At 68.4% G+C, this 25,972-nt stretch carries 25 protein-coding genes; 9 read left to right on the forward strand and 16 right to left on the reverse strand.

The features are described 5' to 3' along the window. Positions 1-125 precede the first annotated feature (125 nt). The 3 genes from yajC to queA form a co-directional block, all read right to left on the reverse strand. The gene (gene yajC / locus C7416_RS12215; RefSeq protein WP_012353816.1) at positions 126-452 is read right to left on the reverse strand and encodes a preprotein translocase subunit YajC; all 327 of its coding nucleotides are present in this window, start codon (positions 450-452) and stop codon (positions 126-128) included. A 261-nt stretch (positions 453-713) separates the two neighbouring features. After that, positions 714-1,844 (reverse strand): tRNA guanosine(34) transglycosylase Tgt, encoded by a 1,131-nt coding sequence (tgt, locus tag C7416_RS12220; RefSeq protein ID WP_111519200.1) that lies wholly within the window; start codon positions 1,842-1,844, stop codon positions 714-716. A 16-nt stretch (positions 1,845-1,860) separates the two neighbouring features. Beyond that, a complete protein-coding gene (queA, locus tag C7416_RS12225; RefSeq protein WP_111519201.1) occupies positions 1,861-2,931 on the reverse strand; it encodes a tRNA preQ1(34) S-adenosylmethionine ribosyltransferase-isomerase QueA in 1,071 nt (356 codons plus the stop codon). A gap of 229 nt (positions 2,932-3,160) precedes the next feature. On the opposite strand from queA, the gene recG reads away from it, so the two are divergent. The 5 genes from recG to ubiA all read left to right on the forward strand — a co-directional run bounded on the left by recG (position 3,161) and on the right by ubiA (position 9,907). Continuing rightward, on the forward strand, positions 3,161-5,344 hold the full coding sequence (gene recG, locus C7416_RS12230; RefSeq protein ID WP_111519202.1) for an ATP-dependent DNA helicase RecG: 2,184 nt from the start codon (positions 3,161-3,163) through the stop codon (positions 5,342-5,344). 119 nt (positions 5,345-5,463) lie between these two features. Beyond that, a complete protein-coding gene (locus C7416_RS12235) occupies positions 5,464-6,414 on the forward strand; it encodes a LysR substrate-binding domain-containing protein (RefSeq protein WP_062801683.1) in 951 nt (316 codons plus the stop codon). A 407-nt stretch (positions 6,415-6,821) separates the two neighbouring features. After that, positions 6,822-8,264 carry a catalase gene (locus C7416_RS12240; RefSeq protein ID WP_111519203.1) on the forward strand — a complete coding sequence of 481 codons (1,443 nt, stop codon included), beginning with the start codon at positions 6,822-6,824 and terminating at the stop codon, positions 8,262-8,264. A gap of 158 nt (positions 8,265-8,422) precedes the next feature. Continuing rightward, positions 8,423-8,908, forward strand: coding sequence for a Dps family protein (locus tag C7416_RS12245; protein ID WP_092306463.1), 486 nt, complete (start codon positions 8,423-8,425; stop codon positions 8,906-8,908). A gap of 141 nt (positions 8,909-9,049) precedes the next feature. Beyond that, positions 9,050-9,907: a 4-hydroxybenzoate octaprenyltransferase gene (ubiA, locus tag C7416_RS12250; protein ID WP_111519204.1), complete on the forward strand. Its 858-nt coding sequence runs from the start codon at positions 9,050-9,052 to the stop codon at positions 9,905-9,907. Positions 9,908-9,996: 89 nt separating this feature from the next. On the opposite strand, the gene proC is transcribed toward ubiA, so the two are convergent. Continuing rightward, the gene (proC, locus tag C7416_RS12255; protein WP_111519205.1) at positions 9,997-10,833 is read right to left on the reverse strand and encodes a pyrroline-5-carboxylate reductase; all 837 of its coding nucleotides are present in this window, start codon (positions 10,831-10,833) and stop codon (positions 9,997-9,999) included. A gap of 43 nt (positions 10,834-10,876) precedes the next feature. Next, positions 10,877-11,566, reverse strand: a complete 690-nt coding sequence (locus tag C7416_RS12260) for a YggS family pyridoxal phosphate-dependent enzyme (RefSeq protein WP_111519206.1) — start codon at positions 11,564-11,566, stop codon at positions 10,877-10,879. Positions 11,567-11,632: 66 nt separating this feature from the next. Here C7416_RS12260 and C7416_RS12265 point away from each other — a divergent pair, with 66 nt between their 5' ends. The 3 genes from C7416_RS12265 (at position 11,633) to C7416_RS12275 (ending at position 14,428) form a co-directional block, all read left to right on the forward strand. Next, the gene (locus C7416_RS12265; protein WP_025583874.1) at positions 11,633-12,676 is read left to right on the forward strand and encodes a type IV pilus twitching motility protein PilT; all 1,044 of its coding nucleotides are present in this window, start codon (positions 11,633-11,635) and stop codon (positions 12,674-12,676) included. A gap of 42 nt (positions 12,677-12,718) precedes the next feature. After that, a complete protein-coding gene (locus C7416_RS12270) occupies positions 12,719-13,858 on the forward strand; it encodes a PilT/PilU family type 4a pilus ATPase (RefSeq protein ID WP_092306471.1) in 1,140 nt (379 codons plus the stop codon). Between the two features lie 75 nt (positions 13,859-13,933). Next, complete coding sequence (locus C7416_RS12275; protein ID WP_111519207.1) at positions 13,934-14,428, forward strand: glutathione peroxidase; 495 nt, start codon at positions 13,934-13,936, stop codon at positions 14,426-14,428. Positions 14,429-14,431: 3 nt separating this feature from the next. On the opposite strand, the gene C7416_RS12280 is transcribed toward C7416_RS12275, so the two are convergent. From C7416_RS12280 to C7416_RS12330, 11 genes are all read right to left on the reverse strand, one after another. Continuing rightward, entirely contained in the window at positions 14,432-15,121 is a 690-nt protein-coding gene (locus tag C7416_RS12280) for a helix-turn-helix transcriptional regulator (RefSeq protein WP_111519208.1), read from the reverse strand. A gap of 22 nt (positions 15,122-15,143) precedes the next feature. Next, positions 15,144-15,515: a VOC family protein gene (locus C7416_RS12285; protein ID WP_181461224.1), complete on the reverse strand. Its 372-nt coding sequence runs from the start codon at positions 15,513-15,515 to the stop codon at positions 15,144-15,146. A 99-nt stretch (positions 15,516-15,614) separates the two neighbouring features. Beyond that, positions 15,615-16,340, reverse strand: a complete 726-nt coding sequence (locus C7416_RS12290) for an LrgB family protein (RefSeq protein ID WP_082819011.1) — start codon at positions 16,338-16,340, stop codon at positions 15,615-15,617. Further along, positions 16,337-16,723: a CidA/LrgA family protein gene (locus tag C7416_RS12295; RefSeq protein WP_062801674.1), complete on the reverse strand. Its 387-nt coding sequence runs from the start codon at positions 16,721-16,723 to the stop codon at positions 16,337-16,339. The genes C7416_RS12290 and C7416_RS12295 overlap by 4 nt, the downstream gene beginning before the upstream one ends. A 175-nt stretch (positions 16,724-16,898) precedes the next feature. After that, positions 16,899-18,152: a glycolate oxidase subunit GlcF gene (glcF, locus tag C7416_RS12300; protein WP_062801673.1), complete on the reverse strand. Its 1,254-nt coding sequence runs from the start codon at positions 18,150-18,152 to the stop codon at positions 16,899-16,901. Positions 18,153-18,192: 40 nt separating this feature from the next. Then, positions 18,193-19,296, reverse strand: a complete 1,104-nt coding sequence (gene glcE / locus C7416_RS12305; RefSeq protein ID WP_111519210.1) for a glycolate oxidase subunit GlcE — start codon at positions 19,294-19,296, stop codon at positions 18,193-18,195. A 41-nt stretch (positions 19,297-19,337) separates the two neighbouring features. Next, complete coding sequence (locus C7416_RS12310) at positions 19,338-20,261, reverse strand: ion transporter (RefSeq protein ID WP_111519211.1); 924 nt, start codon at positions 20,259-20,261, stop codon at positions 19,338-19,340. Between the two features lie 8 nt (positions 20,262-20,269). Next, positions 20,270-21,808, reverse strand: coding sequence for an FAD-linked oxidase C-terminal domain-containing protein (locus C7416_RS12315; protein ID WP_240988189.1), 1,539 nt, complete (start codon positions 21,806-21,808; stop codon positions 20,270-20,272). Between the two features lie 256 nt (positions 21,809-22,064). Next, positions 22,065-22,592: a GNAT family N-acetyltransferase gene (locus tag C7416_RS12320; protein WP_111519512.1), complete on the reverse strand. Its 528-nt coding sequence runs from the start codon at positions 22,590-22,592 to the stop codon at positions 22,065-22,067. A 21-nt stretch (positions 22,593-22,613) separates the two neighbouring features. After that, a complete protein-coding gene (locus C7416_RS12325; RefSeq protein ID WP_018007943.1) occupies positions 22,614-23,504 on the reverse strand; it encodes a LysR substrate-binding domain-containing protein in 891 nt (296 codons plus the stop codon). A 24-nt stretch (positions 23,505-23,528) separates the two neighbouring features. Beyond that, the gene (locus C7416_RS12330) at positions 23,529-24,959 is read right to left on the reverse strand and encodes an FAD-binding oxidoreductase (protein ID WP_111519212.1); all 1,431 of its coding nucleotides are present in this window, start codon (positions 24,957-24,959) and stop codon (positions 23,529-23,531) included. Positions 24,960-25,240: 281 nt separating this feature from the next. Here C7416_RS12330 and C7416_RS12335 point away from each other — a divergent pair, with 281 nt between their 5' ends. Beyond that, positions 25,241-25,801: a cob(I)yrinic acid a,c-diamide adenosyltransferase gene (locus tag C7416_RS12335; RefSeq protein WP_111519213.1), complete on the forward strand. Its 561-nt coding sequence runs from the start codon at positions 25,241-25,243 to the stop codon at positions 25,799-25,801. Positions 25,802-25,972: the final 171 nt, after the last annotated feature.

The following is a 25,972-nucleotide window of genomic DNA, read 5'->3' on the forward strand; positions in this document are numbered from 1 at the left end:
AGCCGCCTGGCAGCCGCGGAGCGAAGCCGCTAGGGCTTCGTCGGGCTGGATCAGGCGGCTGCCGGGGCATGCGCGAACGGGCATGCCGGAAAAGACAAAGGCGGGAGTCGCGAGCGATCCGGGGATCAGAGCGCCTTCAGCGAGCCCTTGGGCAGCACCGTGGTCACGGCATTCTTCTGCACCGTGATCTCGGTGCCTTCGGCGATTTCCAGGCTGACGTACTGGTCGGTGACCTTGGTCACGCGGCCCAGGATGCCGCCGGCAGTGACGACTTCGTCGTTCTTGGCCAGCGCTTCGAGCATTGCCTTGGCTTCCTTCTGGCGCTTCATCTGCGGGCGGATCATGATGAACCACAGCACACCAAACATCAGGATGATGGGCAGGAAGCTCATCAGGCCGCCAGCCGCGCCGCCGGCACCGGCGGTCTGGGCAAATGCGTTAGAAATCAGCACGTTGATTCTCCGTCACAAAAGTCAGTCAATTAATCGAACATTCTACCATTCGCATTCAGCCCGCCCCTGGCATTCTAGGGCGGAATACGGGTTTGTTCGGGGTGATGCCGGGGCGACTCACAGCTTGCATGTCGTTCCCGCGCAGGCGGGAACCCAGTGACTTCAAAAGACGCTGGATTCCCGCCTGCGCGGGAATGACGATGGAAATGACCCCGCTATTCGACCGGCACGGCCGCTAAAGTTCTCGGACCGGCCGCGCCGTCACTGCGTGCCGCGGGCGCGGTCGGCAGCGAACTGGCGGCGGAAATCGGTGAAGCGGTGCTGCTCGATCGCCTCGCGCACCTCGCGCATCAGCTGCAGGTAATAGTGCAGGTTGTGGATCGTGTTCAGGCGCGCGCCCAGGATCTCGCCGACGCGATGCAGGTGGTGCAGGTAGGCGCGCGAGAAATTGCGGCAGGTGTAGCAGGCGCAGCTCTCGTCGAGCGGGCGCGGATCGTTGCGGTGCGCGGCGTTCTTGATCTTGACGTCGCCGTAGCGGGTGAAGAGCCAGCCGTTGCGCGCGTTGCGGGTCGGCATCACGCAGTCGAACATGTCGACTCCGGCGGCGACGCCGGCAACCAGGTCCTCGGGCGTGCCCACGCCCATCAGGTAGTGCGGCTTGTTGGCCGGCAGGCGCGGCGCCACGTGCTCCAGCACGCGCATCATGTCCTCCTTGGGCTCGCCCACCGACAGCCCGCCGATGGCAAAGCCGTGGAAGTCCAGCTCGGACAGCCCCGCCAGCGACTCGTCGCGCAGGTCTTCGTACATGCCGCCCTGGACGATGCCGAACAGCGCGTTGGGATTGGCCAGCCGCTCGAACTCGTCGCGCGAGCGTTTGGCCCAGCGCAGGCTCATGCGCATCGACTTGGCCGCTTCCTCATGCGTGGCGGGGCGGCCATCGATCTCGTAAGGGGTGCATTCGTCGAACTGCATGACGATGTCGGAATTCAGCGTGCGCTGGATCTGCATCGAGATCTCGGGCGACAGGAAGAGCTTGTCGCCGTTGACCGGCGAGGCAAAGGTGACGCCATCTTCGGTGATCTTGCGCAGATCGCCGAGCGAAAACACCTGGAAGCCACCGGAGTCGGTCAGGATCGGCTTGTCCCAGCCGATAAAGCGGTGCAGGCCGTCATGGGCATTGACCACGTCCAGCCCCGGGCGCAGCCACAGGTGGAAGGTGTTGCCGAGGATGATCTGCGCGCCGATCTCGTTCAGTTCCAGCGGCGACATCGCCTTGACCGAGCCATAGGTACCCACCGGCATGAAGATCGGCGTTTCGACCACGCCGTGGTTCAGCGTGACGCGGCCGCGGCGGGCGTTGCCGTCGGTGGTGATGAGTTCGAAGTTGAGCATGTCGAATAGTCTGAGATCAGGCCGCGGCGGCGGCGTCCGGCTGGCGGGTCAGCAGCATGGCGTCTCCGTAGCTGAAGAAGCGGTAGCGCTGCTCGACCGCATGGCGGTAGGCGGCGCGGATGGCTTGCACCCCGGCCAGCGCCGACACCAGCATCAGCAGCGTCGACTTGGGCAGGTGGAAGTTGGTGATCAGCGCGTCGACCAGGCGGAAGCGGTAGCCGGGCGTGATGAAGATATCGGTATCGCTGCTGCCGGCGGCGAGCGTGCCGTCGGGCTGCGCGGCCGATTCCAGCGCGCGCAGCGAGGTGGTGCCGACCGCGATCACGCGGCCGCCGCGCGCGCGCGCGTCGCGCACCGCCTGCGCCAGGTCCTCCGAAATCGCGTACCACTCCGAATGCATCTTGTGCTCGGCGAGATTCTCGGTGCGCACCGGCTGGAAGGTGCCGGCGCCCACGTGCAGCGTCAGGAAGGCGCGGCGTACGCCCGCGGCATCGAGCCGGGCGAACAGCGCGTCGTCGAAATGCAGGCCCGCGGTGGGCGCGGCGACCGCGCCGGGGCTGCGCGCGTAGACAGTCTGGTAGCGGGTTTCGTCGTAGGCGTCCGGATCGTGCGTGATATACGGCGGCAGCGGCAGGCGGCCGTAGCGCTCGATCAGGTCCAGCGCGGGCTCGGGGAAGCGCAGCGTGAAGAACTGGTCCACGCGCGGGCCCACGGTCACGGCGAAGGCATCGTCGGCCAGGTGCAGGGCGCTGCCTTCGGCCGGCGTCTTGGAGGCACGCACCTGGGCCAGCACGGTATGGGTGTCGAGCACGCGCTCCACCAGCACCTCGACCTTGCCGCCGCTGGGCTTGTGGCCGAAGAAGCGGGCCTTGATCACGCGGGTGTCGTTGAACACCAGCAGGTCGTCCGGACGCAGGTAGTCGACGATGTCGCTGAAGGCGCGGTCGGCCATGCGCACCGCGTCGGCGGTGTCGCCGGGGGCGAGCCGCTCCACCACCAGCAGCCGGCTGGCGCTGCGGTCGGGCAGCGCGCTCTGGGCGATCAGTTCGGGCGGCAGCGGAAAGTCGAAATCGGAAAGCGTCAACATCGTGGGAGGGGCGGTCTGTGCGGTCTGCAGGCAGTGGCGGAGGCGGGCGCCGGGCCTGGCGCGTCACTCCGCTGCCCGGTTTGGCAGCCGGCATGGGTACAATCGGCGAATCCGATATTGTAAGGCCAGGGGCGCGCTTGCCGCCGGCCCGGGCGTGATACCGGCCATTCGCCGGCACCGCGCCAGCCAGTCCAGAAGCCCGCAGCGACCGCTGCCAACTTTTCCACCGATGCCCGGAACCGCCGCCGAACCGATCCAGGACCCTGCCGACGCCAATGACGCGGCGGCGCCCGCGCGCGGCAAGGCCGGCGCAGCCAAGGGCAAGGCCGCAGGCTCGGGCGCATCCACGGCCGCCGCCCGCCTGGCCAAGCTGGGCCTGCGCCGCCCGGTCGACCTGGTGCTGCACCTGCCGATGCGCTACGAGGACGAGACCACGGTGGTGCCGATCGCCGAGGCCATCCACCGTGCCGGACTCGGGCTGCCGGCGCAGGTGGAAGGCGAGGTCATCTCCAACGAAGTCACCTTCCGCCCGCGCCGCCAGCTAGTGGTGAAGCTTGCCGACGACAGCGGCGAGCTGACCCTGCGCTTCCTTAACTTCTACGGCAGCCAGACCAAGCAGATGGCCGAAGGCGTGCGCCTGCGCGTGCGCGGCGAGGTGCGCGGCGGCTTCTTCGGCGCCGAGATGGTCCATCCGACGGTGCGCCCGGTGCTGGCGGGCGAGGCGCTGCCCGACCGCCTGACGCCGGTGTACCCGTCCACCGCCGGCATCCCGCAGGCCTATTTGCGCAAGGCCATCGGCGGCGCGCTGGCGCGCACGCCCCTGCCCGAGACGCTGCCACAACCGGTGCTGAAGGGGCCGCTGGCGCGCCTGCAGCTGCTTCCGCTGGCCGACTGCCTGCGGCTGCTGCATGCGCCGCCGCCGCAGGAAAGCGAGGCCGCGCTGGCCGACCGTTCGCATCCGGCCTGGCAGCGCGTCAAGTTCGACGAACTGCTGGCTCAGCAGATTTCGCTGCGGCGCGCGCACGCGGCGCGCCGCGACAAGACCGCGCCGACCATGCCGCGCCGCGAGGGCGGGCTGCTGACGCGCTTCCTGGCGGCCTTGCCGTTCCGGCTCACCGGCGCGCAGCAGCGCGTGGTCGGCGAAATCGCCGCCGACATGAGCCTGCCGCACCCGATGCACCGGCTGCTGCAGGGTGACGTCGGCAGCGGCAAGACCATCGTCGCCGCGCTGGCGGCGTGCCAGGCCATCGATGCCGGTTTCCAGGCGGCGCTGATGGCGCCGACCGAGATCCTGGCCGAGCAGCATTTCCGCAAGCTGTCGGCGTGGCTGGAGCCGCTGGGCGTGCCGGTGGCGTGGCTGGCCGGCAGCCAGAAGGCGCGCGACAAGCGCGCGGCGGTGGCGCGCGTGGAATCGGGCGAAGCCCAGCTGGTGATCGGCACCCATGCGCTGATCCAGGACACCGTGCGTTTTGCAAAGTTGGGGCTGTCGGTGGTCGACGAGCAGCACCGCTTCGGCGTGGCGCAGCGCCTGGCGCTGCGCGGCAAGGCCGGCGCGGCCGATACACCGGTCGCGCTCAGCCCGGCCGAAACCGTGCCGCACCAGCTGATGATGTCGGCCACGCCGATCCCGCGCACGCTGGCCATGACGTACTACGCCGACCTCGACGTCTCGGTGATCGACGAGCTGCCGCCGGGGCGCACGCCCATCGTCACGCGGCTGGTCAACGACGAGCGCCGCGACGAGGTGATCGGGCGCATCCACCATGCCGCCGCCGAAGGCCGCCAGGTCTACTGGGTGTGCCCGCTGATCGAGGAAAGCGAGGCGCTGCAGCTGCAGACCGCGGTCGAGACCTACGAGACGCTGGTGGCCGCGCTGCCCGACCTGCGCGTGGGCCTGGTGCACGGGCGCCTGCCGCCGGCGGAGAAGGCCGCGGTGATGGATGACTTCAGCGCCAACCGGCTGCAGGTGCTGGTGGCCACAACCGTGATCGAGGTCGGCGTGGACGTGCCCAATGCCTCGCTGATGGTGATCGAGCATGCCGAGCGCTTCGGCCTGGCGCAGCTGCACCAGCTGCGCGGCCGGGTCGGGCGCGGCAGCGCCGAATCGGTCTGCCTGCTGATGTACCAGGCGCCGCTGTCACCCACCGCGCGCGAGCGCCTGGCGACCATGCGCGAGACCACCGACGGCTTCGAGATCGCGCGGCGCGACCTGGAGATCCGCGGCCCGGGCGAATTCCTCGGCGCGCGCCAGTCCGGCGAGGCGATGTTGCGCTTTGCCGACCTGCAGACCGATGCCTGGCTGGTCGAGTACGCCCAGGCGGCGGCCGAGCTGATGCTGGCGCACTATCCGGAAGCGGTCGAAGCGCACCTGTCGCGCTGGCTGGGTGGACGCGAGCACTACCTGAAGGCCTGATTGACGTCTTTGGCCGGCTTTGTGGCGGAGCCTGCCCATACCGGCTCGCGTGAAGCGGGCACTCTGACAGATCCGACAATCGAAGGTAAAATCTATCGCCTACCCGGATTTGATAAGTCATGACGCTCACCGAACTCAAGTACATCGTCGCCGTGGCGCGCGAGCGCCATTTCGGCCGGGCCGCCGAAGCCTGCTTCGTGTCGCAGCCGACGCTGTCGGTCGCCATCAAGAAGCTGGAAGACGAACTCAACGTGCAGATCTTCGAGCGCGGCACCTCCGAGGTGTCGGTGACGTCGGTCGGCGAGCAGATCGTGGCGCAGGCCCAGCGTGTGCTGGAGCAGACCATGGCCATCCGCGAGATCGCCAAGCAGGGCAAGGACCCGCTGGCGGGGCCGCTGCGCGTGGGCGTGATCTACACCATCGGGCCGTACCTGCTGCCGTCGCTGGTCAAGCAGATGATCGACACCGTGCCGCAGATGCCGCTGATGCTGCAGGAGAACTACACCCACAAGCTGATCGAGCTGCTCAAGCAGGGCGAGATCGACTGCGCGGTGATGGCCGAGCCATTCCCCGATTCCGGCCTGACGGTGCGCCCGCTCTATGACGAACCTTTTGTCGTGGCAGTGCCGCGTGGCCACCAGCTGGCACAGGCGCACGCGGTCGATCCCGAGGAACTGAAGCAGCAGACCATGCTGCTGCTGGGCAGCGGCCATTGCTTCCGCGACCACGTGCTGGGCGTGTGCCCGGAGCTGTCGCGCTTTTCGCAGGCGGCCGACGGCATCCAGAAGACCTTCGAGGGCTCGTCGCTCGAGACCATTCGCCATATGGTGGCCAGCGGGGTCGGCATCACCGTGCTGCCGCGCACCTCGGTGCCCGACCTGAAAGCCAAGGGCGACATGCTGTCGTACGTGCCGTTTGCCGACCCGGTGCCCGACCGGCGCGTGGTGCTGGCCTGGCGCAAGAGCTTCACCCGCCTGCCGGCGATGGAAGCGCTGGCCAACGCCGTCGCCGCGTGCGACCTGCCAGGCGTGCGCAAGCTCGACGCCAAGGAACTGGCCGAAGCCGCCTGAGCGGTCGCGTCGAAGAACCGTCCAAGCAACGGCCGCAGCGGAGACTCCGCTGCGGCTGTTGTCATTTCTGCTTTCCGAACGGGTCATTTCGTCGCGCTGCCTTGGGGCGCTCACTTGCCGCTGGCATAAGTTTCACTAACCCCAAATAGATTTGACCTAATACATAGGTATAAATAATTAAATTCTCAACCTGATAGATAATTTGTAGACTGGCTCCTGTCGATGCGGATGGCGTCGACGCAAGACAGGAACCGATGATGAGCACCAGCGCCCAGTCACTGACAACGACACCGACCCAGCCCCGTTTTTCCCTCCGCATGGGGCGCTGCCTGCTCGATTGCCTGGCCTGCTATGCCGCCGCGCACTGACGCGGCGTTCCCTTTCAGCCGACCCACAAAGAGGAAAAGATGAGCAAGAAGGACACTCTCACCACTGCTGCCGGCGCACCGGTCGCCGATAACCAGAACTCGCAGACCGCCGGCCCCCGCGGCCCGATGCTGCTGCAGGATGTCTGGTTCCTCGAAAAGCTGGCCCACTTCGACCGTGAAGTCATCCCCGAGCGCCGCGTCCACGCCAAGGGCTCCGGCGCCTACGGCACGCTGCGCATCACGCACGACATCACGAAGTACACCAAGGCCTCGGTGTTTGCCGAGGTCGGCAAGGAAACGCCGCTGTTCATCCGCTTCTCCACCGTCGCCGGCGAGCGCGGCGCGGCCGACGCCGAGCGCGACGTGCGCGGCTTCTCGATCAAGTTCTATACCGACGAAGGCAACTGGGACCTGGTCGGCAACAACACGCCGGTGTTCTTCGTGCGCGACCCGCTCAAGTTCCCCGACTTCATCCACACGCAGAAGCGCAACCCGCGTACCAACCTGCGCGACCCGATCGCGGTGTGGGACTTCTGGTCGCGCCATCCGGAATCGCTGCACCAGGTCACCATCCTGATGAGCGATCGCGGCCTGCCGCAGAACTACCGGCAGATGCACGGCTTCGGCTCGCACACGTACTCGTTCATCAACGCCAATAACGAGCGCTTCTACGTCAAGTTCCACTTCAAGTCGCAGCAGGGCGTGGAGAACTGGACCAACGAGGAAGCCGCCAAAGTGGTGGCCAACGACCGCGAGAGCGCCCAGCGCGACCTGTTCGACAATATCGAGCGCGGCAACTTCCCGCGCTGGAACCTGCGCGTGCAGGTCATGCCGGAGGCCGAGGCGGCCAAATACCACATCAACCCGTTCGACCTGACCAAGGTCTGGCCGCACAAGGACTACCCGCTGATCGACGTGGGCGTGGTCGAGCTCAACCGCAACCCGGACAACTATTTTGCCGAGGTCGAGCAGGTCGCGATGAACCCGGCCAACATCGTGCCCGGCATCGGCTTCTCGCCCGACAAGATGCTGCAGGGACGGCTGTTCTCGTATGGCGACACGCAGCGCTACCGCCTGGGCATCAACCACGCCCAGATCCCGGTCAATGCGCCGAAATGCCCGTTCCACAACAGCTTCCACCGTGACGGCGCGATGCGCGTGGACGGCAACCAGGGCGGCAAGCTCAACTACGAGCCCAACCGCGAAAGCGCCTACGCCGCCAGCGAGCGCGCCATCGAGCCGCCGCTGGCGCTCGACGGCGCCGCCGACCGCTGGGACCACCGCGTCGACACCGACTACTACAGCCAGCCCGGCGCGCTGTTCCGCCTGTTCGACGAAGGCCAGCGCCAGCGCCTGTTCGCCAATATCGCGGCGGCGATGCAGGGTGTGCCGGAGGCCATCGTGCGCGTGCAGCTGGAACACTTCAGCAAGGCCGACCCGGCCTACGGCGAGGGCGTGAAGCGGGCGCTCAACCTGCAATAAGCGCCCGCCCGGCAACGGCCGCCCGGCGCGGGGTTTGGCCGGGACCGTTGCCCGGTGCAATAATGCGGGGTACCGCGCCGCCCGGCCCCCGAATCGCCACGATTCGGCAAGCCCGGCGGCGCGCCTCGTGGCTATACCCAGAACGGAGCGTATCTACCATGGCAAAGAAGAACGAGATGAGCGTGAATATCGGTATTTCCGACAAGGACCGCAAGAAGATCGCGGAAGGGCTGTCCAAGCTGCTGGCGGACACCTATACCCTCTACCTGAAGACCCACAACTTCCACTGGAACGTGACGGGTCCGATGTTCAATACGCTGCATCTGATGTTCGAGACCCAGTACAACGAACTGGCGCTGGCCGTGGACTCGATCGCCGAGCGTATTCGCGCGCTGGGCTACCCGGCCCCCGGCACCTACAAGGAATACGCGCGCCTGTCGTCGATCGCCGAGGAAGAGGGCGTGCCCGAGGCCACCGACATGATCCGCAAGCTGGTCGAAGGCCAGGAAGCCGTGGTGCGCACCGCGCGCTCGATCTTCCCGGTGATCGATGCCGCTGGCGACGAGCCCTCGGCCGACCTGCTGACCCAGCGCATGCAGACGCATGAAAAGACCGCGTGGATGCTGCGCTCGATGCTGGCCTGAGGCCGGCCCGCTCTCCTGGCTGCCGCGCCCGCGGCGGCCGGCACCGCGCGTCGCAGCCGTCCGGGCTGCGGCGCGTTTTCATTGAATCGCCCGCCCCGGATCCACGCCGTGCAGACCCTCTCGCCGTTGCCCCCGACCCCCATGCTTGAACGCCTTGCCCTCTACGCGCGCCTGGTGCGCATCGACAAGCCCATCGGCACGCTGCTGCTGCTGTGGCCGACGCTGTGGGCCATGTGGATGGCGGCAGACGGGCCGCCGCGCTGGGGCCTGTTCTGGATTTTCGTCGCCGGCACCTTCCTGATGCGCTCGGCCGGCTGCGCCATCAACGACTGGGCCGACCGGGACTTCGACAAGCACGTCAAGCGGACGCGGGAGCGGCCGCTGACCGCCGGCAAGATTGCCGCATGGGAAGCGCTGGCGGTGGCCGCCGTGCTGGCGCTGGTGGCGTTCATGCTGGTGCTGCCGCTGAATGCGCTGACCAAGTGGCTGGCGGTGGTGGCGGCGGTGGTGGCGGGCACGTACCCGTTCTTCAAGCGTTTCTTCGCGATTCCGCAGGCCTACCTGGGGATCGCGTTCGGCTTCGGCATCCCGATGGCGTTCGCCGCGATCCAGGACCAGGTGCCGCCGGTGGCGTGGCTGATGCTGCTGGCCAATGTGTTCTGGGCGGTGGCGTATGACACCGCCTATGCCATGGTCGATCGCGACGACGACCTGCTGATCGGCATGAAGACCTCGGCCATCACCTTCGGGCGCTTCGACGTGGCGGCGATCATGCTGTGCTACGCCGCGTTCTTTGCGCTGATGGCATGGGCGGGCGTGCTGCTTGGGCTGGGCTGGCCGTACTGGGTGGGGCTGGTTGCTGCGATCGGCTGTGCCGGCTACCACTACACGCTGATCCGCGAGCGCGACCGGATGCGGTGCTTCGCGGCGTTCCGGCACAACAACTGGCTGGGGGCCTGCATGTTTGCGGGCACGGCGCTGGCGTATGCGGTGCGGTGATTGCTATCGGCGATTGCTACGCTGACTGAGGGTTTGCTCCCCTCTCCCATTTATGGGAGAGGGGAGCTTGCTGCTGGCGTTGCAGTACCTCAATCCTTCCCGAACTCCGCCCCCATCTCCTTGCCACGCGCCGCGGCCGCGTGCATCGCGCGCACGAAGGCATCGGCGATGCCCGAAGCGTCCATCGCGGTCAGCGCCGCATAGGTGGTGCCCCCCTTCGACGTTACGCGCTCGCGCAGCGTTGCCACTGGCTCGGGTGACTGCCCCGCCAGCGTGGCCGCGCCGCGGAAGGTCTCCACCGCCAGCTCGCGCCCCTGTTCGGCGCTGAGCCCCAGTTCGGTGGCGGCGCGCTGCATGGCCTCGATGAAATAGAACACATAGGCCGGGCCGCTGCCGGAAATCGCGGTGACGGCGTCGATCTGGTCATCGCCATCGACCCACACGCACTTGCCGACGGCCTCGGCCACGGCGCTGGCAATCGCGCGATCCTCGGCCGACAGCGCCGCCGGTGCGGCCAGCCCCGTCATGCCCATGCCCGACAGCGCCGGCGTATTCGGCATCGCGCGCACCACGCGGTCGCGCCCGCCGAGCCAGCGCTGCATGTCCTGCAGCCGGATGCCGGCGGCCACGCTGATCACCAGGTTGCCCGGGCCATCGGCCGGCAGGTGCGGCAGCAGCTGCGCCGCGGCGTCGCGGAACTGCTGCGGCTTGACCGCCAGCACCAGCACATCGCTGGCGCCGAAGACGGCGTCCGGCGCTCCGGCGGCATGCACGCCGAGGTCGCGCGCCAGGCGCTGCTGCGCTTCGGGGAACGGGTCGACCACGCGGATCGCGCCGGCGGGCACGCCGCGCGCGATCAGGCCGCCGATCAGTGCGGAAGCCATGTTGCCGCCGCCAAGAAAACCGAAGGTGAGGGTGTCGAGCATGAAGGTCTCTGGGGTCTGAAAGTTTCCGGTCGGGGCGCGGACGTCAGCCGCGCGCGCCGAAGATGGCGGTGCCGATCCGCACCAGGGTGGCGCCCTCGGCGATGGCGGCCTCCATGTCGCCCGACATGCCCATCGACAGCGTGTCGAGCGCCAGGCCGTCGGCGCGCAGCGACTGCAACATGGCGCGCATGGCGGCGAACGGTCGGCGTTGCGCGGCGGGGTCGTGCTCAGGCTCGGGGATCGCCATCAACCCGCGCAGCCGCAGATTGGGCAGGGCGGCGACCGCATGCGCCAGCGCGGGCACCTCGGCCGGGGCGACGCCGCTCTTGCTGGCTTCGCCGCTGATATTGACCTGGATGCAGACCTGCAGCGCCGGCATGCCGGCCGGGCGCTGCGCCGACAGCCGCTCGGCGATCCGGAGCCGGTCGATGGTGTGGACCCAGTCGAAATGTTCCGCCACCGGCCGCGTCTTGTTGCTTTGCAACGGGCCGATGAAATGCCATTGCAGGCGGTCGCGCAGGTCGGCCAGCGCGGCGATCTTGTCGATGCCTTCCTGGACGTAGTTCTCGCCGAATTGGCGCTGTCCGGCGGCGTATGCGGCCCTTATGCGGTCGGGGGAAACGGTCTTGGAAACGGCCAGCAGGGCGACGTCCGCGGGTTGCCTGCCGGCCTGTTGTGCTGCCGCCGCAATGCCCTGGCGCACGGCTTGCAAGTTGGCGGCAATCACAGACATAATCCGGCGAACATATATAAAAGGTACGTCAAGTACCGATAACAAATCAGGGTGGGGTCATTATAGATGGACATCGCGCAGCTATTGGCTTTCGCCGTCAAGAACAAGGCGTCCGATCTTCATCTGTCCGCGGACATGCCGCCGATGGTGCGGATCCACGGCGACATGCGGCGCATCAACGTCGCCTCGATGACGCACAAGGATGTCCACGCCATGGTGTACGACATCATGAGCGACACCCAGCGCAAGGCCTACGAGGAACGCCTCGAAATCGATTTCTCGTTCGAGATTGCCGGCCTGTCGCGCTTCCGCGTCAATGCCTATAACACCCAGCGCGGCGCCGCCGCGGTGTTCCGTACCATTCCGTCCAAGGTGCTGACGCTGGAAGAGCTGCGCGCGCCGGCGGTGTTTGCCGACCTGTGCATGAAGCCGCGCGGGCTGGTGCTGGTGACGGGCCCGACCGGCTCGGGCAAGTCCACCACGCTGGCGGCGATGGTCGACCATCGCAATGAAAACGACATGGGCCACATCCTGACGGTGGAGGACCCGATCGAATTCGTGCACAGCTCCAAGAAGAGCCTGATCAACCAACGCGAGCTGGGGCCGCATACGCATTCGTTTGCCAACGCGCTGCGCTCGGCGCTGCGCGAAGACCCCGACGTGATCCTGGTGGGCGAACTGCGCGACCTGGAGACCATCCGCCTGGCGCTGACCGCGGCCGAGACTGGCCACCTGGTCTTCGGCACGCTGCACACCAGCTCGGCGGCCAAGACCATCGACCGCGTGGTCGACGTGTTCCCGCCCGAAGAGAAGGACATGGTGCGCACCATGCTGTCCGAATCGCTCGAGGCGGTGATCTCGCAGACGCTGCTGAAGACCCGCGACGGCAACGGCCGCACCGCCGCGCACGAGATCATGATCGCCACGCCCGCGATCCGCCACCTGATCCGCGAGAACAAGATCGCGCAGATGTACTCGATGATGCAGACCAGCAGCGGGCTGGGCATGCAGACGCTGGACCAGTGCCTGTCGGACCTGATCAAGCGCAGCGTCATCAGCTACAACGACGCGCGCGCGATTGCCAAGAACCCGGACGCGTTCATGGGCTGAGGCCCGCCTGCGCCTTCACCCTTCTTCCAGCAGGACACCGCCATGCTCGACCGCGAATCCGCCGCCAAGTACATCAACGACCTGCTCGAGCTGATGGTCAGCAACCGCGGCTCGGACCTGTTCATCACGTCGGACTTCCCGCCGGCGATCAAGGTCGACGGCAAGATCACGCCGGTGTCGCAGCAGCCGCTGAACCCGACCCAGGCGCTGGGGCTGGTGCGCTCGGTGATGAACGAGCGCCAGGTGCAGGACTTCGATACCAGCCGCGAATGCAACTTTGCGATCAGCGCGCCCAAGGCCGGGCGCTTCCGCGTGTCGGCCTTCATCCAGCAGGGCAAGGCCGGCATGGTGGTGCGCACCATCAATACGCGCATTCCGTCGGTGGCCGACCTGGACCTGCCGCAGACGCTGCATGACGTGGTCATGGCCAAGCGCGGGCTGGTGATCGTGACCGGCGCGACCGGCTCGGGCAAGTCGACCACGCTGGCGGCGATGCTGGACCACCGCAATGCGCACTCCTACGGCCACATCATCACCATCGAGGATCCGATCGAGTACGTGCACGCGCACCAGAACTGCATCGTCACGCAGCGCGAGGTCGGCATCGATACCGAGTCCTGGCACGTGGCGCTGAAGAACACGCTGCGCCAGGCCCCCGACGTGATCCTGATCGGCGAGATCCGCGACCGCGAGACCATGGAGTACGCGATGCAGTACGCCGAGACCGGCCACCTGTGCCTGGCCACGCTGCACGCCAACAACGCCAACCAGGCGATCGACCGCGTGGTCAACTTCTTCCCCGAGGAAAAGCGCCAGCAACTGCTGATCGACCTGTCGCTGAACCTGAAGGCGATGATCTCGCAGCGCCTGCTGCCGCGCGCCGGCCGCAAGGGCCGGGTGCCGGCGGTGGAGATCATGATCGGCACGCCGCTGGTGGCCGACCTGATCTTCAAGGGCGAGATCCACGAGCTCAAGGAAGTCATCAAGAAGTCGCGCGAGCAGGGCATGATCTCGTTCGACCAGGCGCTGTTCGACCTGTACGAGCAGGGCAAGATCACCTACGAGGACGCACTGCGCAACGCCGACTCGCTCAACGACCTGCGCCTGATGATCAAGCTGCACAGCACCCACGCCAAGGACTCGGACCTGGGCGCCGGCACCGAGCATCTCAACGTCATCTGAGGGCTGCGCAGTGCTGACCATGGCTGCGCATTGCCGCGCGTGGCGGTATGCTTGGGCTACCTACAGGAGTCTGCCATGAGCAATGTCTACCAGTTCGAAGCCAACTCGCTCGCCGGCCAGCCGGTGCCGCTGTCGCAGTTCCAGGGCAAGGTGATGCTGGTGGTCAATACTGCCAGCGAATGCGGCTTTACCCCGCAGTACGAGGGCCTGCAGAAGCTCTATGACGAGTATCACGGGCGCGGCCTGGAGGTGCTGGGCTTCCCGTGCAACCAGTTCGGCAAGCAGGAGCCCGGCGATGCGCAGCAGATCGGCCAGTTCTGCGAGACGCGTTTCGCGGTGCGCTTCCCGATGTTCGCCAAGATCGACGTCAACGGTCCCAATGCCCATCCGCTGTACCAGTGGCTGACCACCGAAAAGCGTGGCGTGCTCGGTACCCAGGGCATCAAGTGGAATTTCACCAAGTTCCTGCTGCGCCGCGACGGCACCGTGTTCAAGCGCTATGCGCCGACCACCAAGCCGGAAGAACTGCGCGCCGATATCGAGCGGCTGCTGTCCGACCCGGCGGCCTGAGCCTCAACCGCCGCCGGCGCGCACCGCGCGCAGGAAGCCGTTGAGCGAGCGCTCCGGGGTCTCGTGGAAGTGGTCGTCGAGCATGCGGATGGCGCGGCAGCGGTCGAGCCGGAAGCTGCGATAGTCCTCGCGCGTGGTGCACCACGTCGCCAGCAGCCAGGCATTGCCCCAGAAGAACAGCCCCAGCGGCATCACTACGCGTTCGGTGATGCGCTGCTGCACGTCGCAGTAGTCGAGCTGCAGCAGCTTGTGCGCGCCCAGCGCCCCATGCACCACGTCGAAGGCCTCGCGCACATGCGCCTGGTTGACGTATTCGGGCGCAAACACGCGGCTTTGCTGAGCCGCCAGCCGGCGCGGCGGCGGCAGCGCCGCCATCAGCTTCTCCAGCGCGGGATCGGCCGCGGCGGCGAGCGCGCCGCCACCCCAGGCCTTCAGCAGCCGCAAGCCGGCGACCAGCGCTTCCACTTCCATGGCGGTGAACATCAGCGGCGGGACGTCGAAGTCGGCGCGCAGCCGGTAGCCGATGCCGGCCTCGCCCTCGACCGGCACGCCCGACAGCGACAGCGCCTGGATATCACGGTAGACGGTGCGTTCCGAGACCCCGAGCCGCTGCGCCAGCAGCGCCGCCGTGGTCAGGCGGCGGCCGCGCAACACCTGCACGATCTGGAACAGGCGGTCGGCGCGGCGGCTCATCGGTCGGCGTGGTCCATGGCGGTCATCCGGCCACCGGCTCGTGCAGGCCGATGCGGTTGCCTTCGCTGTCGGTGATATGCGCGATGCGGCCGATCTCGCCCGGCAGGCGCAGCGGCCCGAACACGGTCTTGCCGCCGGCGCGCGCGGCACGCGCCAGCAGCGCATCGAGTTCCGGCGCGTGCAGGTACGGCACCGTGCCGTAGTAGTTGCTGGGCCGGTAGCCTTCGCCGGCGACCAGCGTGCCGCCGGGATCGGGATGCGGGAACACGGCCATGTCGACCTGGCTCATGGTTTCGCGGCGCAGCCGGACCTCGAAGACCTGCTCGTAGAAGCCGATGGCGCGGGGCATGTCGACGACGGGGATTTCCAGCCAGTTGATCAGACGTTGGCTCATGATGGGCTCCTGGGATCCATAGGTAGGGGAGTGAGGAGCTCGCATCATGCGCGGGGGCTGCTGACAGCGTGCTGTCAGGAGGATGTCAGGGACGGGAGGTCAGTGCGGCATCCACGCCGCCATCACCGGCACCAGGATCGCGGTCAGCACGCCGTTCAGGCCCATGCCGAGCGCGGCGAAGGCGCCGGCCTCCTGGTTGACCTGGAACGCGCGCGCGGTGCCGATGCCGTGCGCCGCCACGCCGGTGGCAAAGCCGCGCACGCTGTAGTCGCGGATGCGCAGCAGGTTCAGCAGCATGGTCGCGCTGACCGCCCCGATGATGCCGGTGCCCATCACCAGCACCGCCGTCAGCGACGGCAGCCCGCCGATCTTCTCGGCCACGCCCATGGCGATCGGGATCGTCACCGACTTGGGCGCGAGCGAGCGCACGGTTTCCGGCGAGGCACCCAGCAGCCAGGCAATGCCCACCGCCGACACCACTGCCACCACCGAGCCCGCCACCAGTCCCGCCAGCAGCGGGAATACATGGGTGCGCAGCTTGGGCAGCTGCAGGTACAGCGGCACCGCCAGCGCCACCGTCGCCGGCCCCAGCAGGAAGTGCACGAACTGCGCGCCGTCGAAGTAGGTCTTGTAGGGCGTGCCGGTGACGGTCAGCACCGTGACCAGCAGCGCCACCGCGATCATCACCGGGTTCGCCAGCGGCGAGAAGCGCGATTTCTCGTAGATGCGGAAGGCAAACACATAGGCCAGCAGCGTCGCGGTCAGGCCCACCAGCGGGCTGGCGGCAAGGTAGACCCAGATCTCGTTCAGGCGCGGCGTCATCATGCCTGTTCTCCCTTGGCGTCGGCGGGCGGCGCGTCGGGGGTGCCGGAGCGCTTGCGCATCAGCATGCGCGTCACCACCGCGGTGGTGGCGATGGCCAGCCAGGTGGACACCACCAGCGCGACCAGGATCGGCATCCACTCGCCCTCGATGCGGTTGGCGTGGACCATGATGCCGACGCCGGCGGGCACGAACAGCAGCGACAGGTGCTTGAGCAGTTCGGTGGTGGTGCCCTGGATCACGGGCAGCAGCCGGTCGTCGAAGACGAGCCAGCCGAACAGCAGGATCATGCCGAGCACAGGGCCGGGCACGGGCAGGGTCAGCGCGTAGCTGATCACCTCGCCGACGGACTGGAAAACCAACAGGATGGCAAAGGTCTGGAGCATGGGGGCGTGTTTGGTTGGCTCTTCCTCCCCTCTCCCATTTATGGGAGAGGGGCCGGGGGAGAGGGCGGGCGTGTCTCGAAGCGATATCGCATCTTGAACCGCTTGCCCTCTCCCCCGCCCCTCTCCCGCAAGCGGGAGAGGGGAGACAACCACAGGGCCTTGCTCCGGTCGGGGGCTATCCCAGCATCCGGTCGACCAGTTCGATCCAGTGCATGACCGGCGTATCGGTGCCGCCCTGCAGGTGCGAGATGCAGCCGATATTGGCCGAGACGATGGCTTCGGGCTGCGTCGCCTGCAGTTTGGCGAGCTTGTCGTCGCGCAGGCGCTGGGACAGTTCCGGCTGCAGCACCGAGTAAGTGCCCGCCGAGCCGCAGCACAGGTGGCTGTCAGCGCAGAGTTTGACTTCCACGCCGAGGCCGGTCAAGAGCGCTTCGACTTTGCCGCGGATCTGCTGGCCGTGCTGCAGCGTGCACGGCGGGTGGTAGGCCACGCGCCGGCCGTCGCGCGGCACCGCGCCGGCGGCGGCGTGCAGGTCGTCGGCGAAGTCCGGCAGGACCTCGGACAGGTCGCGCGTCAGCGCCGAGATGCGGCGCGCGCGCTCGGCATAGGCGGGATCGTTGCGCAGCAGGTGGCCATAGTCCTTGACCATTGCGCCGCAGCCCGACGCGGTCATCACGATGGCTTCGGCGCCGGCTTCGACATGCGGCCACCAGGCGTCGATATTGCGGCGCATATTGTCGAGGCCGCCATCGTGGTCGCCGGTGTGGAAGCGGATCGCGCCGCAGCAGCCGGCCTCGCGCGCCACCACCAGTTGTACGCCGACACGGTCGAACACGCGCGCGGTGGCGGCATTGATGTTGGGCGACATCGCCGGCTGCACGCAACCGTCGAGCAACAGCATCTTGCGCGCATGCGTGTTGCGCGGCCACGCGCCGGGCGCGGCGCTGGCCGACAGCGGCGGCACCTTGGCGCGCAGCGTGCCTGGCAGCAGCGGGCGCACCATCTGGCCCAGGCGCAGCGCCGTGCCGAACAGCGCCGGCCGCGTCAGCCCCTCGCGCAGCACCCAGCGCGCGATGCGCTGGCTGGCGGGACGCCGCACGCCTTCGGCCTCGAGCTTGTCGTCGACCAGCTGGCGGCCAATGTCGACCAGGCGACCGTAGCGCACGCCGGAGGGGCAGGTCGATTCGCAGTTGCGGCAGGTCAGGCAGCGGTCCAGGTGCAGGCGCGTGCTTTCGGTGATGGCATGGCCTTCGAGCACCTGCTTCATCAGGTAGATGCGGCCGCGCGGCCCGTCCAGTTCATCGCCGAGCAGCTGGTAGGTGGGACAGGTGGCGGTGCAGAAGCCGCAATGCACGCATTTGCCGACGATGGATTTGGCTTCCTCGCCTTCGGGCGTGTCGCGGAGAAAATCGGCCAGGGTCGTTTGCATGATGTGGGGTGTAGTGCCTGGAGTGTCTTGGCCCGCGGGTTCAGAGCCCGGGGTACATGCGCTGCGGATTGAAGATGCAGGCGGGGTCGAAGGTCTCCTTCAGGCGGCGGTGGATCGCGGCCAGCGGCGATGCCAGCGGCGTGAACACGCCCATCGACTTGTCGCCGTGGCGAAACAGCGTGGCATGCCCGCCGGCGGCCTGGGCCACCGCGCGCACGCTTTCGGCGTCGGCCTTGGCCGAGCCCTCTTCGGGCAGCCACCAGCGCTGGCCGCCGCCCCATTCGATCAGCTGTTCGCCCGGCAGCGCCAGCGGCGCGGCCACCGTGGGCACCGCCAGCCGCCACAGCGCGCGGCCGGCGTGCGCCGTGGCGAAGAATGGGTGGGTCTGCTCGCGCAGCGCTTGCCACAGCGCGGCCGCGGCCGCTGCGTCCAGGCGCTCACCGCCGAGCCGGGCGCAGGCCGCGCGCACCGCGGCGCCGGCGCCGGACAGGCGCACGTGCAGCACGCCCGCATGCCACACCGAAGACGCCAGCGGCAGCGGCTGCCCGCCCCACTGGTTCAGTTGCCGGATGGCTTCGGCCTGCGCCATCTCGAAGCGCAGCGTGGCCTCGTCGAACGGCGCCGGCAGCACCTTGACCGAAACCTGCAGGATCAGCCCCAGCGTGCCGAGCGAGCCCGCCAGCAGCCGCGACACGTCATAGCCGGCGACGTTCTTCATCACCTGGCCACCGAAGTCCATCACCTCGCCGCGCCCGTCCATCAGCTGCGCGCCCAGCACGAAGTCGCGCAGTGCGCCCACCGACTGCCGGCGCGGGCCTGACAGCCCGGCGGCGACGGCACCGCCCAGCGTCGCCACGCTGGACTGGCCGGGCAGCGCGAAGTGGGGCGGCTCGAATGCCAGGATCTGGCGCTTTTCCGCAAGCGCGGCTTCGATCTCGGCCAGCGGCGTGCCGCAGCGGGCGGTGATCACCAGCTCGGCCGGGTCGTAGTCGACGATGCCGGTGTAGGCACGCGTGTCCAGCAGCTGGCCTTGCGGCGGCTGGCCGTAGAAGTCCTTGCTGCCGCCGCCGCGCAGCCGCAGCGCGGTGCGGGTCTCGGTGGCTTGCCTGACGGCGTCGCGGAAGGCGTCGAGGGTGGCTTGCATAGTCGTGCGAGATGGGGAGGGTGTTATGGCGAGGCCCAGGGTCAGGTCGAACCGTCGCGGCCGCCCGGGACTTCGGGCCGGTCGTTCTGATAGGCCGGCAGCGGGCTGCCGCAGTGCTTGCAATACTGTGCGTCGGGCTCGTGCCCCTCGGTCAGGCAATGGGTGCAGGTGCGCGTGGTCAGCGGCCGCTTCATGATGCTGGCGGCCAGCTCGGCGCCCACGATGCCGGTGGGGAAGGCGATGATGCCGTAGCCCAGCAGGATCGTCAGCGAGGTGATGAACTGCCCCAGCGGCGTCTTCGGCACCATGTCGCCGAAGCCGGTGGTGGTCAGCGTCACCACTGCCCAGTACATGCTGACCGGGATGCTGTGGAAGCCGTGCTCCGGGCCCTCGACCACGTACATCACCGTGCCCAGGATCACGGTGATGATGAACACCGCCGCCAGGAACACGAAGATCTTGCGCCGGCTGTTGACCAGCGCACGGTACAGGATCTCGGCTTCCTCGAAGTACACCGTCAGCTTCAGGATCCGGAACACGCGCAGCAGCCGCAGCAGCCGCACGTCGATCAGGAAATGCAGTTCCGGCACGAAGAACGCCAGCCAGGTCGGCATGATCGAGATGAAGTCGATGATGCCGTAGAAGCTCAGCGCATAGCGCCACGGCCGCCGCACCACCAGCAGGCGCATGGCGTACTCGGCCGTGAACAGCAGCGTGAACATCCATTCCAGCGCCGTGAATACCCCGCCCGCGCGCTGGTTCACCGCGGGCAGGCTGTCGAGCATCACGATCATCACGCTGGTGACGATGGCGAGCAGCAGCGCGACATCGAACAGACGGCCCTCGCGCGTGTCAGCCTCGAAGATGATGGTGTACCAGCGCTGGCGCCAGCCGGCCTCGGGCTGGCCCAGGCGCTGGCGCACCACGGCTTCGTGGTGCTGGCGCCGGCGTGGATTCTCTCGCATGGCGGGGCTCAGAAGCGCGGCAGCTCGGGATGCGGCAGGAGGCCCTTCTTCACGTGCATCTTGCCGTATTCGGCGCAGCGCGCCAGCGTGGGGATGGCCTTGTCGGGGTTCAGCAGCCGCGCCGGGTCGAAGGCGGCCTTGACGCCGAAGAAGGCGTCGCGCTCAGCGGTCGAGAACTGCACGCACATGGAGTTGAGCTTCTCCACGCCGACGCCGTGCTCGCCGGTGACGGTGCCGCCCAGCTCGACGCAGGTCTCGAGGATGTCGGCGCCGAACAGCTCGGCGCGGTGCCATTCGTCCTGGTCGCCGCCATCGAACAGCACCAGCGGGTGCATGTTGCCGTCGCCGGCATGGAACACGTTGATGCAGCGCAGGCCATACTTCACTTCCATGGCCTCGATGCGCTTGAGCAGCGTGCCGATGTGCTTGCGCGGGATGGTGCCGTCCATGCAGTAATAGTCGGGCGAAATCCGCCCCGCCGCCGGGAAGGCGTTCTTGCGGCCGCTCCAGAAGCGCAGGCGCTCTGCCTCGTTCTGCGAGACCACGATGCGGGTGCAGCCCGATGCCGTCAGCACCGCGCTCATGCGCTCGATTTCCTCGGCCACTTCCTCGGGGGTGCCGTCGGACTCGCACAGCAGGATCGCGGCGGCATCGAGGTCATAGCCCGCATGCACGAACTGCTCCACCGCGGCGGTGGCGGGCTTGTCCATCATCTCCAGCCCGGCCGGGATGATGCCCGCGGCGATCACGTCGGCGACCGCGTTGCCGCCTTTCTCGACATCGTCGAAGCAGGCCATGATCACCTGCGCCAGCTGCGGCTTGGGGATCAGGCGCACGGTGACCTCGGTCACCACCGCCAGCATGCCCTCGGAGCCGATCAGCACGGCCAGCAGGTCCAGCCCGGGCGCGTCGGGGGCCTCGGAGCCGAACACCACCACCTCGCCCGACATCGTCACCGCGCGCACGCGCAGCACGTTGTGCACGGTCAGGCCGTACTTCAGGCAGTGCACGCCGCCGGAGTTCTCGCTGACGTTGCCGCCGATGGTGCAGGCGATCTGCGACGAAGGGTCGGGCGCGTAGTACAGGTTGTGCGGCGCGGCGGCGTCCGAGATGGCCAGGTTGCGCACGCCGGGCTGGACCACCGCGGTGCGCGCATACGGGTCGACCGACAGGATGCGCTTGAACTTGGCCAGCGACAGCACCAGGCCCTCGGCGATCGGCATGGCACCGCCCGACAGGCTGGTGCCGGCACCGCGCGGCACCACCGGCACGCCCAGCTGGTGGCACAGCCGCAGGATGGCGCAGACCTGCTCCTCGGTGTCGGGCAGCGCCACCGCCATCGGCACCTGACGGTATGCGGCCAGGCCGTCGCACTCATAGGGCACGGTGTCTTCCGGCTTCCACAGCACCGCGGCGTCGGGCAGGATCTGCGCCAGGCCGGCCAGCAGCGCGTCGCGGCGGCCGTCGGCGGCGGCCGCGGCCGCGGCCGTGGCCGGACTCTCGGCGGCGCCGGGAGCGAGGGTTTGGGCTTCGTGCGGGGCATTCATGAACGACTCCTGTGGGGTCTCCTGGGCGGCGGCCTGTGGTGATCGTTTGCGGGCCTGCCGGCCGCGGCGGTGCAGTGCCAGCCGCGGGGGACGGGTGACTATAGCGCAGGCCACCTGGCGCGGGCACCACGCCGGACGTGAATTCGGCATGCCGGGCCGATCAAAAATGCTCATCATGCCCGGCGGGCACGGGCGCCGGTTTCAGCGTAGCACCGGCGGCCCGCCAGCGGTAAGGCGGGACAGGCGGGGGCCGCCTTCAGAGATCCGGCCGCGCCGGGGCGGCCGGCAGCCGCAGCACCATGTCGAGCTTGTCGTGGAAGTGCGGCGCGACGTACAACGCATCGGGCTCCAGCCCGAAACGCTCGAAGCCGAGCGATTCGTACAAGCGCACCGCGCCCGCACTGCCGGCATTGACGCACAGGATCACCTGGCGCACGCCCTCCATGGCGACGGCCTGCTCCAGCGCGCGCTCCATCAGCGCGCGGCCGAGCTTCTTGTCGCGCCAGCCCGGCGCCACGTACATGCCGAAGATCGATGCCTTGTGCCAGTGCTTGCGGCGCGGCTCGCGCATGATGCCGACCACGCCGGCCAGCGCGCTGCCGTCGAAGGCGCCGAACACAGCCTTGTCGGGGCTCGGCGCGAGCCGCTGCGCCACCGCCTCGGGTTGCAGGTCCTGTTCTTCTTCCAGGCTGGCGGCAAAGGCTTCCGGCGCCTCGGCCAGGCCCTGCAGGCGCAGCGCGTGGAAGACCTCTGCATCGGCGGGCGTCAGCAGCCGGATCTCCAGATTCTGCATACGGGCGGTCTCCTACCAGTCCAGGCTCAGCAGCCAGTCGACGAAATAGCGCGCCTCGGGCTTGAGCGGTGCCTGCTCGCGCTCGACGATGTAGTAGCCGTGCGGCGATACCGATTCCACATCGAGCAGCCGCACCATCTGCCCCAGCGACAGCCAGTGCCGCGCCATGCGCTGGCGCACCAGCGCCACGCCCTGGTTGGAGGCGATCGCCTCCAGCATCAGCCCGATGTCGTTGAACTGCGGGCCGGTCTGGGGCTCGGGCCAGTCCAGCCCGGCGGTCTCGAACCACGGCTTCCACGGCTCCAGCGGGCTGCGCAGCAGCACCAGGCCGTGCAGGTGCTCGGGCCGGGTGATAGCGCGGCCGTTGACGCGCTCGTAGTACTCGCGCCCGCACGCCGGGAACACCGGCTCGACCAGCAGCTTGGTGGTCTTCAGGTCCGGGTAGCGGCCGGTGCCGTAGCGGATCTCGACATCGGTGTCCTCGGCCTTGACGTCGAGGAACGGGATCGCCAGGTGCAGCTCGAGGTCGATATGCGGGTAGAGCGCGCCGAACTCCGGCAGCCGCGGCACCAGGTGCTGGCGCCCGAAAGTGGGCGGGATCGCCACGCGCAGGCGGGTGCGCATCTTGTTGTACTCGGGCCGCGCCAGCTCGTTGAGCGACTTGAGCGCGTCCTGCACGTTGCGCAGGTAGCGCGTGCCGGCCGCGGTCAGGCGCAGCGCGGCGTTGGCGCGCACGAACAGGTCTTCGCCCCACAGCTCCTCGAGGTTCTTGATCCGGTGCGAGACCGCGCTGGGCGTCACCGACAGCTCCTCGGCCGCGCGCGCGAAGCTGCCCAGGCGCGCGGCAGCTTCGAACGCGATCAGCAGGTGCAGCGGCGGCACGCGGTTGAACATGGAAGCCATCCCTGCGTTCGGCGGTCGGGCGCCTTACTGCGCGCCGGCGCGCGCGGCGCTGAAGATCTTGCCGGGGTTGAGGATGTGGTTGGGGTCGAGCGCATCCTTGATCGCGCGCATCAGGTCGAGCGCGTCCTCGCCGTGCTCCGCCACCAGGAAGCGCTGCTTGTGCAGGCCCACGCCGTGCTCGCCGGTGCAGGTGCCGCCCATCGCCAGCGCGCGTTCGACGATGCGCTGGTTGATGGCCTCGGCCTCGGCCATTTCCTCGGGTTTGTCGGGATCGACCAGGATCGCCACGTGGAAGTTGCCGTCGCCGACATGGCCGACGATGGGGCAGGGCAGCGCCGACGCGTTCAGGTCCTTCTCGGTCTCGGTGACGCAGTCGGCCAGGCGCGAGATCGGCACGCACACGTCGGTGGTGACCGACTTGCAGCCGGGCTTGAGCTGCAGCATCGCAAAATACGCGGTATGGCGCGCGTTCCACAGCCGGCTGCGGTCTTCCGGGCGCGTGGCCCACTCGAAGCCCTGGCCGCCGAATTCGGCGGTGATCTGCTGCACGGTCTCGGCCTGCTCGCGCACGCCGGCCTCGGTGCCGTGGAATTCGAAGAACAGGTGCGGGGTCTCGGGCAGGGTCAGGTTGTCGTGGCGGTTGATGGCGCGGATCGCCAGCGCATCGACGAATTCCACGCGCGCCACCGGCACGCCCAGCTGGATGGTCTGGATCACCGCCTGCACCGCGCTGCCCATGCTGGGGAAGGCGCACACCGCGGCCGAGATCGCCTCGGGCTGCGGGTACAGCCGCACCGTGACCTCGGTGATGATGCCGAGCGTGCCTTCGCTGCCGATGAACAGCCGGGTCAGGTCATAACCGGCCGACGACTTGCGCGCCTGCGTGCCGGTGCGGATCACGCGGCCGTCGGCGGTCACCACGGTCAGCGCCAGCACGTTCTCGCGCATGGTGCCGTAGCGCACCGCGTTGGTCCCCGAAGCGCGCGTGGCGCACATGCCGCCCAGCGACGCGTCCGCGCCCGGGTCGATCGGGAAGAACAGGCCGGTGTCCTTGATCTCCTGGTTCAGCTGCTTGCGCGTGACGCCGGGCTGCACGGTCACGGTCAGGTCTTCGGGCTGCACCGCCAGCACCCGGTTCATCTGCGACAGGTCCAGGCTGATGCCGCCGGCCACCGCCAGCAGGTGGCCTTCCAGCGACGAGCCCGCGCCGTACGGGATCAGCGGCACGCCGTGCTGGTTGCACAGGCGCGCCACCTCGGCCACTTCCTCGGTACTGTGGGCAAACACCACCGCATCGGGCAGCGCCGGGGGGAACGGCGATTCGTCGCGGCCATGGTGCTCGCGCACGCCGGCGGAGGTGGTAAAGCGCTCGCCGAAGCGTGCGGCGAGGGCGTCGGCGATGGCGGGCGGCAGCGGACGGCGGGCGAGAGTGGCGGACGGCGTGGGGTGGTTCATGCGGGTCTCCGACGGGTCGGTGCGGCCTCATGGACTGAGAGGCCGCCGAGGGTGCCGGCGGCAGGCTGGGGCGCGACCCGGTTATCGAATGGACGAATAACTGCATTCTACGCCGCACGGCGGCTGGTGCACCTTCCGGGGGCGAGCGCGCGGCCGATAGCCGCACAAGCCCATGACCGCGCAAGCGGCAGCCGGCGGTTGCGCCGCGCATGGCTAAGTCACCCGCTCTGGCGCGATAATGCGCCATTTCCCAACGACCAACCGCTGACAAGGAGACCGGCATGGGCAACCGCCTGTCGAAGATCGCCACCCGCACCGGCGACGCCGGCACCACCGGCCTGGGCGACGGCAGCCGCACCGGCAAGGACAGCCTGCGCATCGCCGCGATCGGCGACGTCGATGAACTGAACTGCCACGTCGGCGTGCTGCTGACCGAAGACCTGCCCGCCGACGTGCGCGCCGCGCTGCTGCATATCCAGCACGACCTGTTTGACCTGGGCGGCGAGCTTTCCATTCCGGGCTACACGCTGCTCAAGCCTGAGCAGGTGGCGCAGCTCGACACCTGGCTGGCCGAATACAACGCCAACCTGCCGCGCCTGGCCGAGTTCATCCTGCCCGGCGGCAGCCGCGCCGCGGCGCAGGCCCACGTCTGCCGCACCGTGTGCCGGCGCGCCGAGCGCGCGCTGGTGGCGCTGGGCGCGGCCGAGGCGTTGAACGAGGCGCCGCGCCAGTACCTGAACCGGCTCTCGGACCTGATGTTCGTGCTGGCGCGGGTGCTGAACCGGGTGGGCGGCGGCTCCGACGTGCTGTGGCAGCGCGATCGCGATGCCGCGAAGAAGTAATTCAAGGGCCACATAACACGGCTTGTCAGCACTGCCGGCTCAAGCCGGGGCAGCGGCTGCCGTTGAATGAGGGCAGAAACCGAGAAAATTACTCGGATTTGCCGGTTCTGCCCTTGAAAAGCCCCCGGACGGCCACATTTCGGCCTCAGGTTGAATTGCAGCCGCGCGGAT

The sequence above is a fragment of the Cupriavidus phytorum genome (assembly GCF_003254285.1).
Taxonomy (GTDB): Bacteria; Pseudomonadota; Gammaproteobacteria; order Burkholderiales; family Burkholderiaceae; genus Cupriavidus; species Cupriavidus phytorum.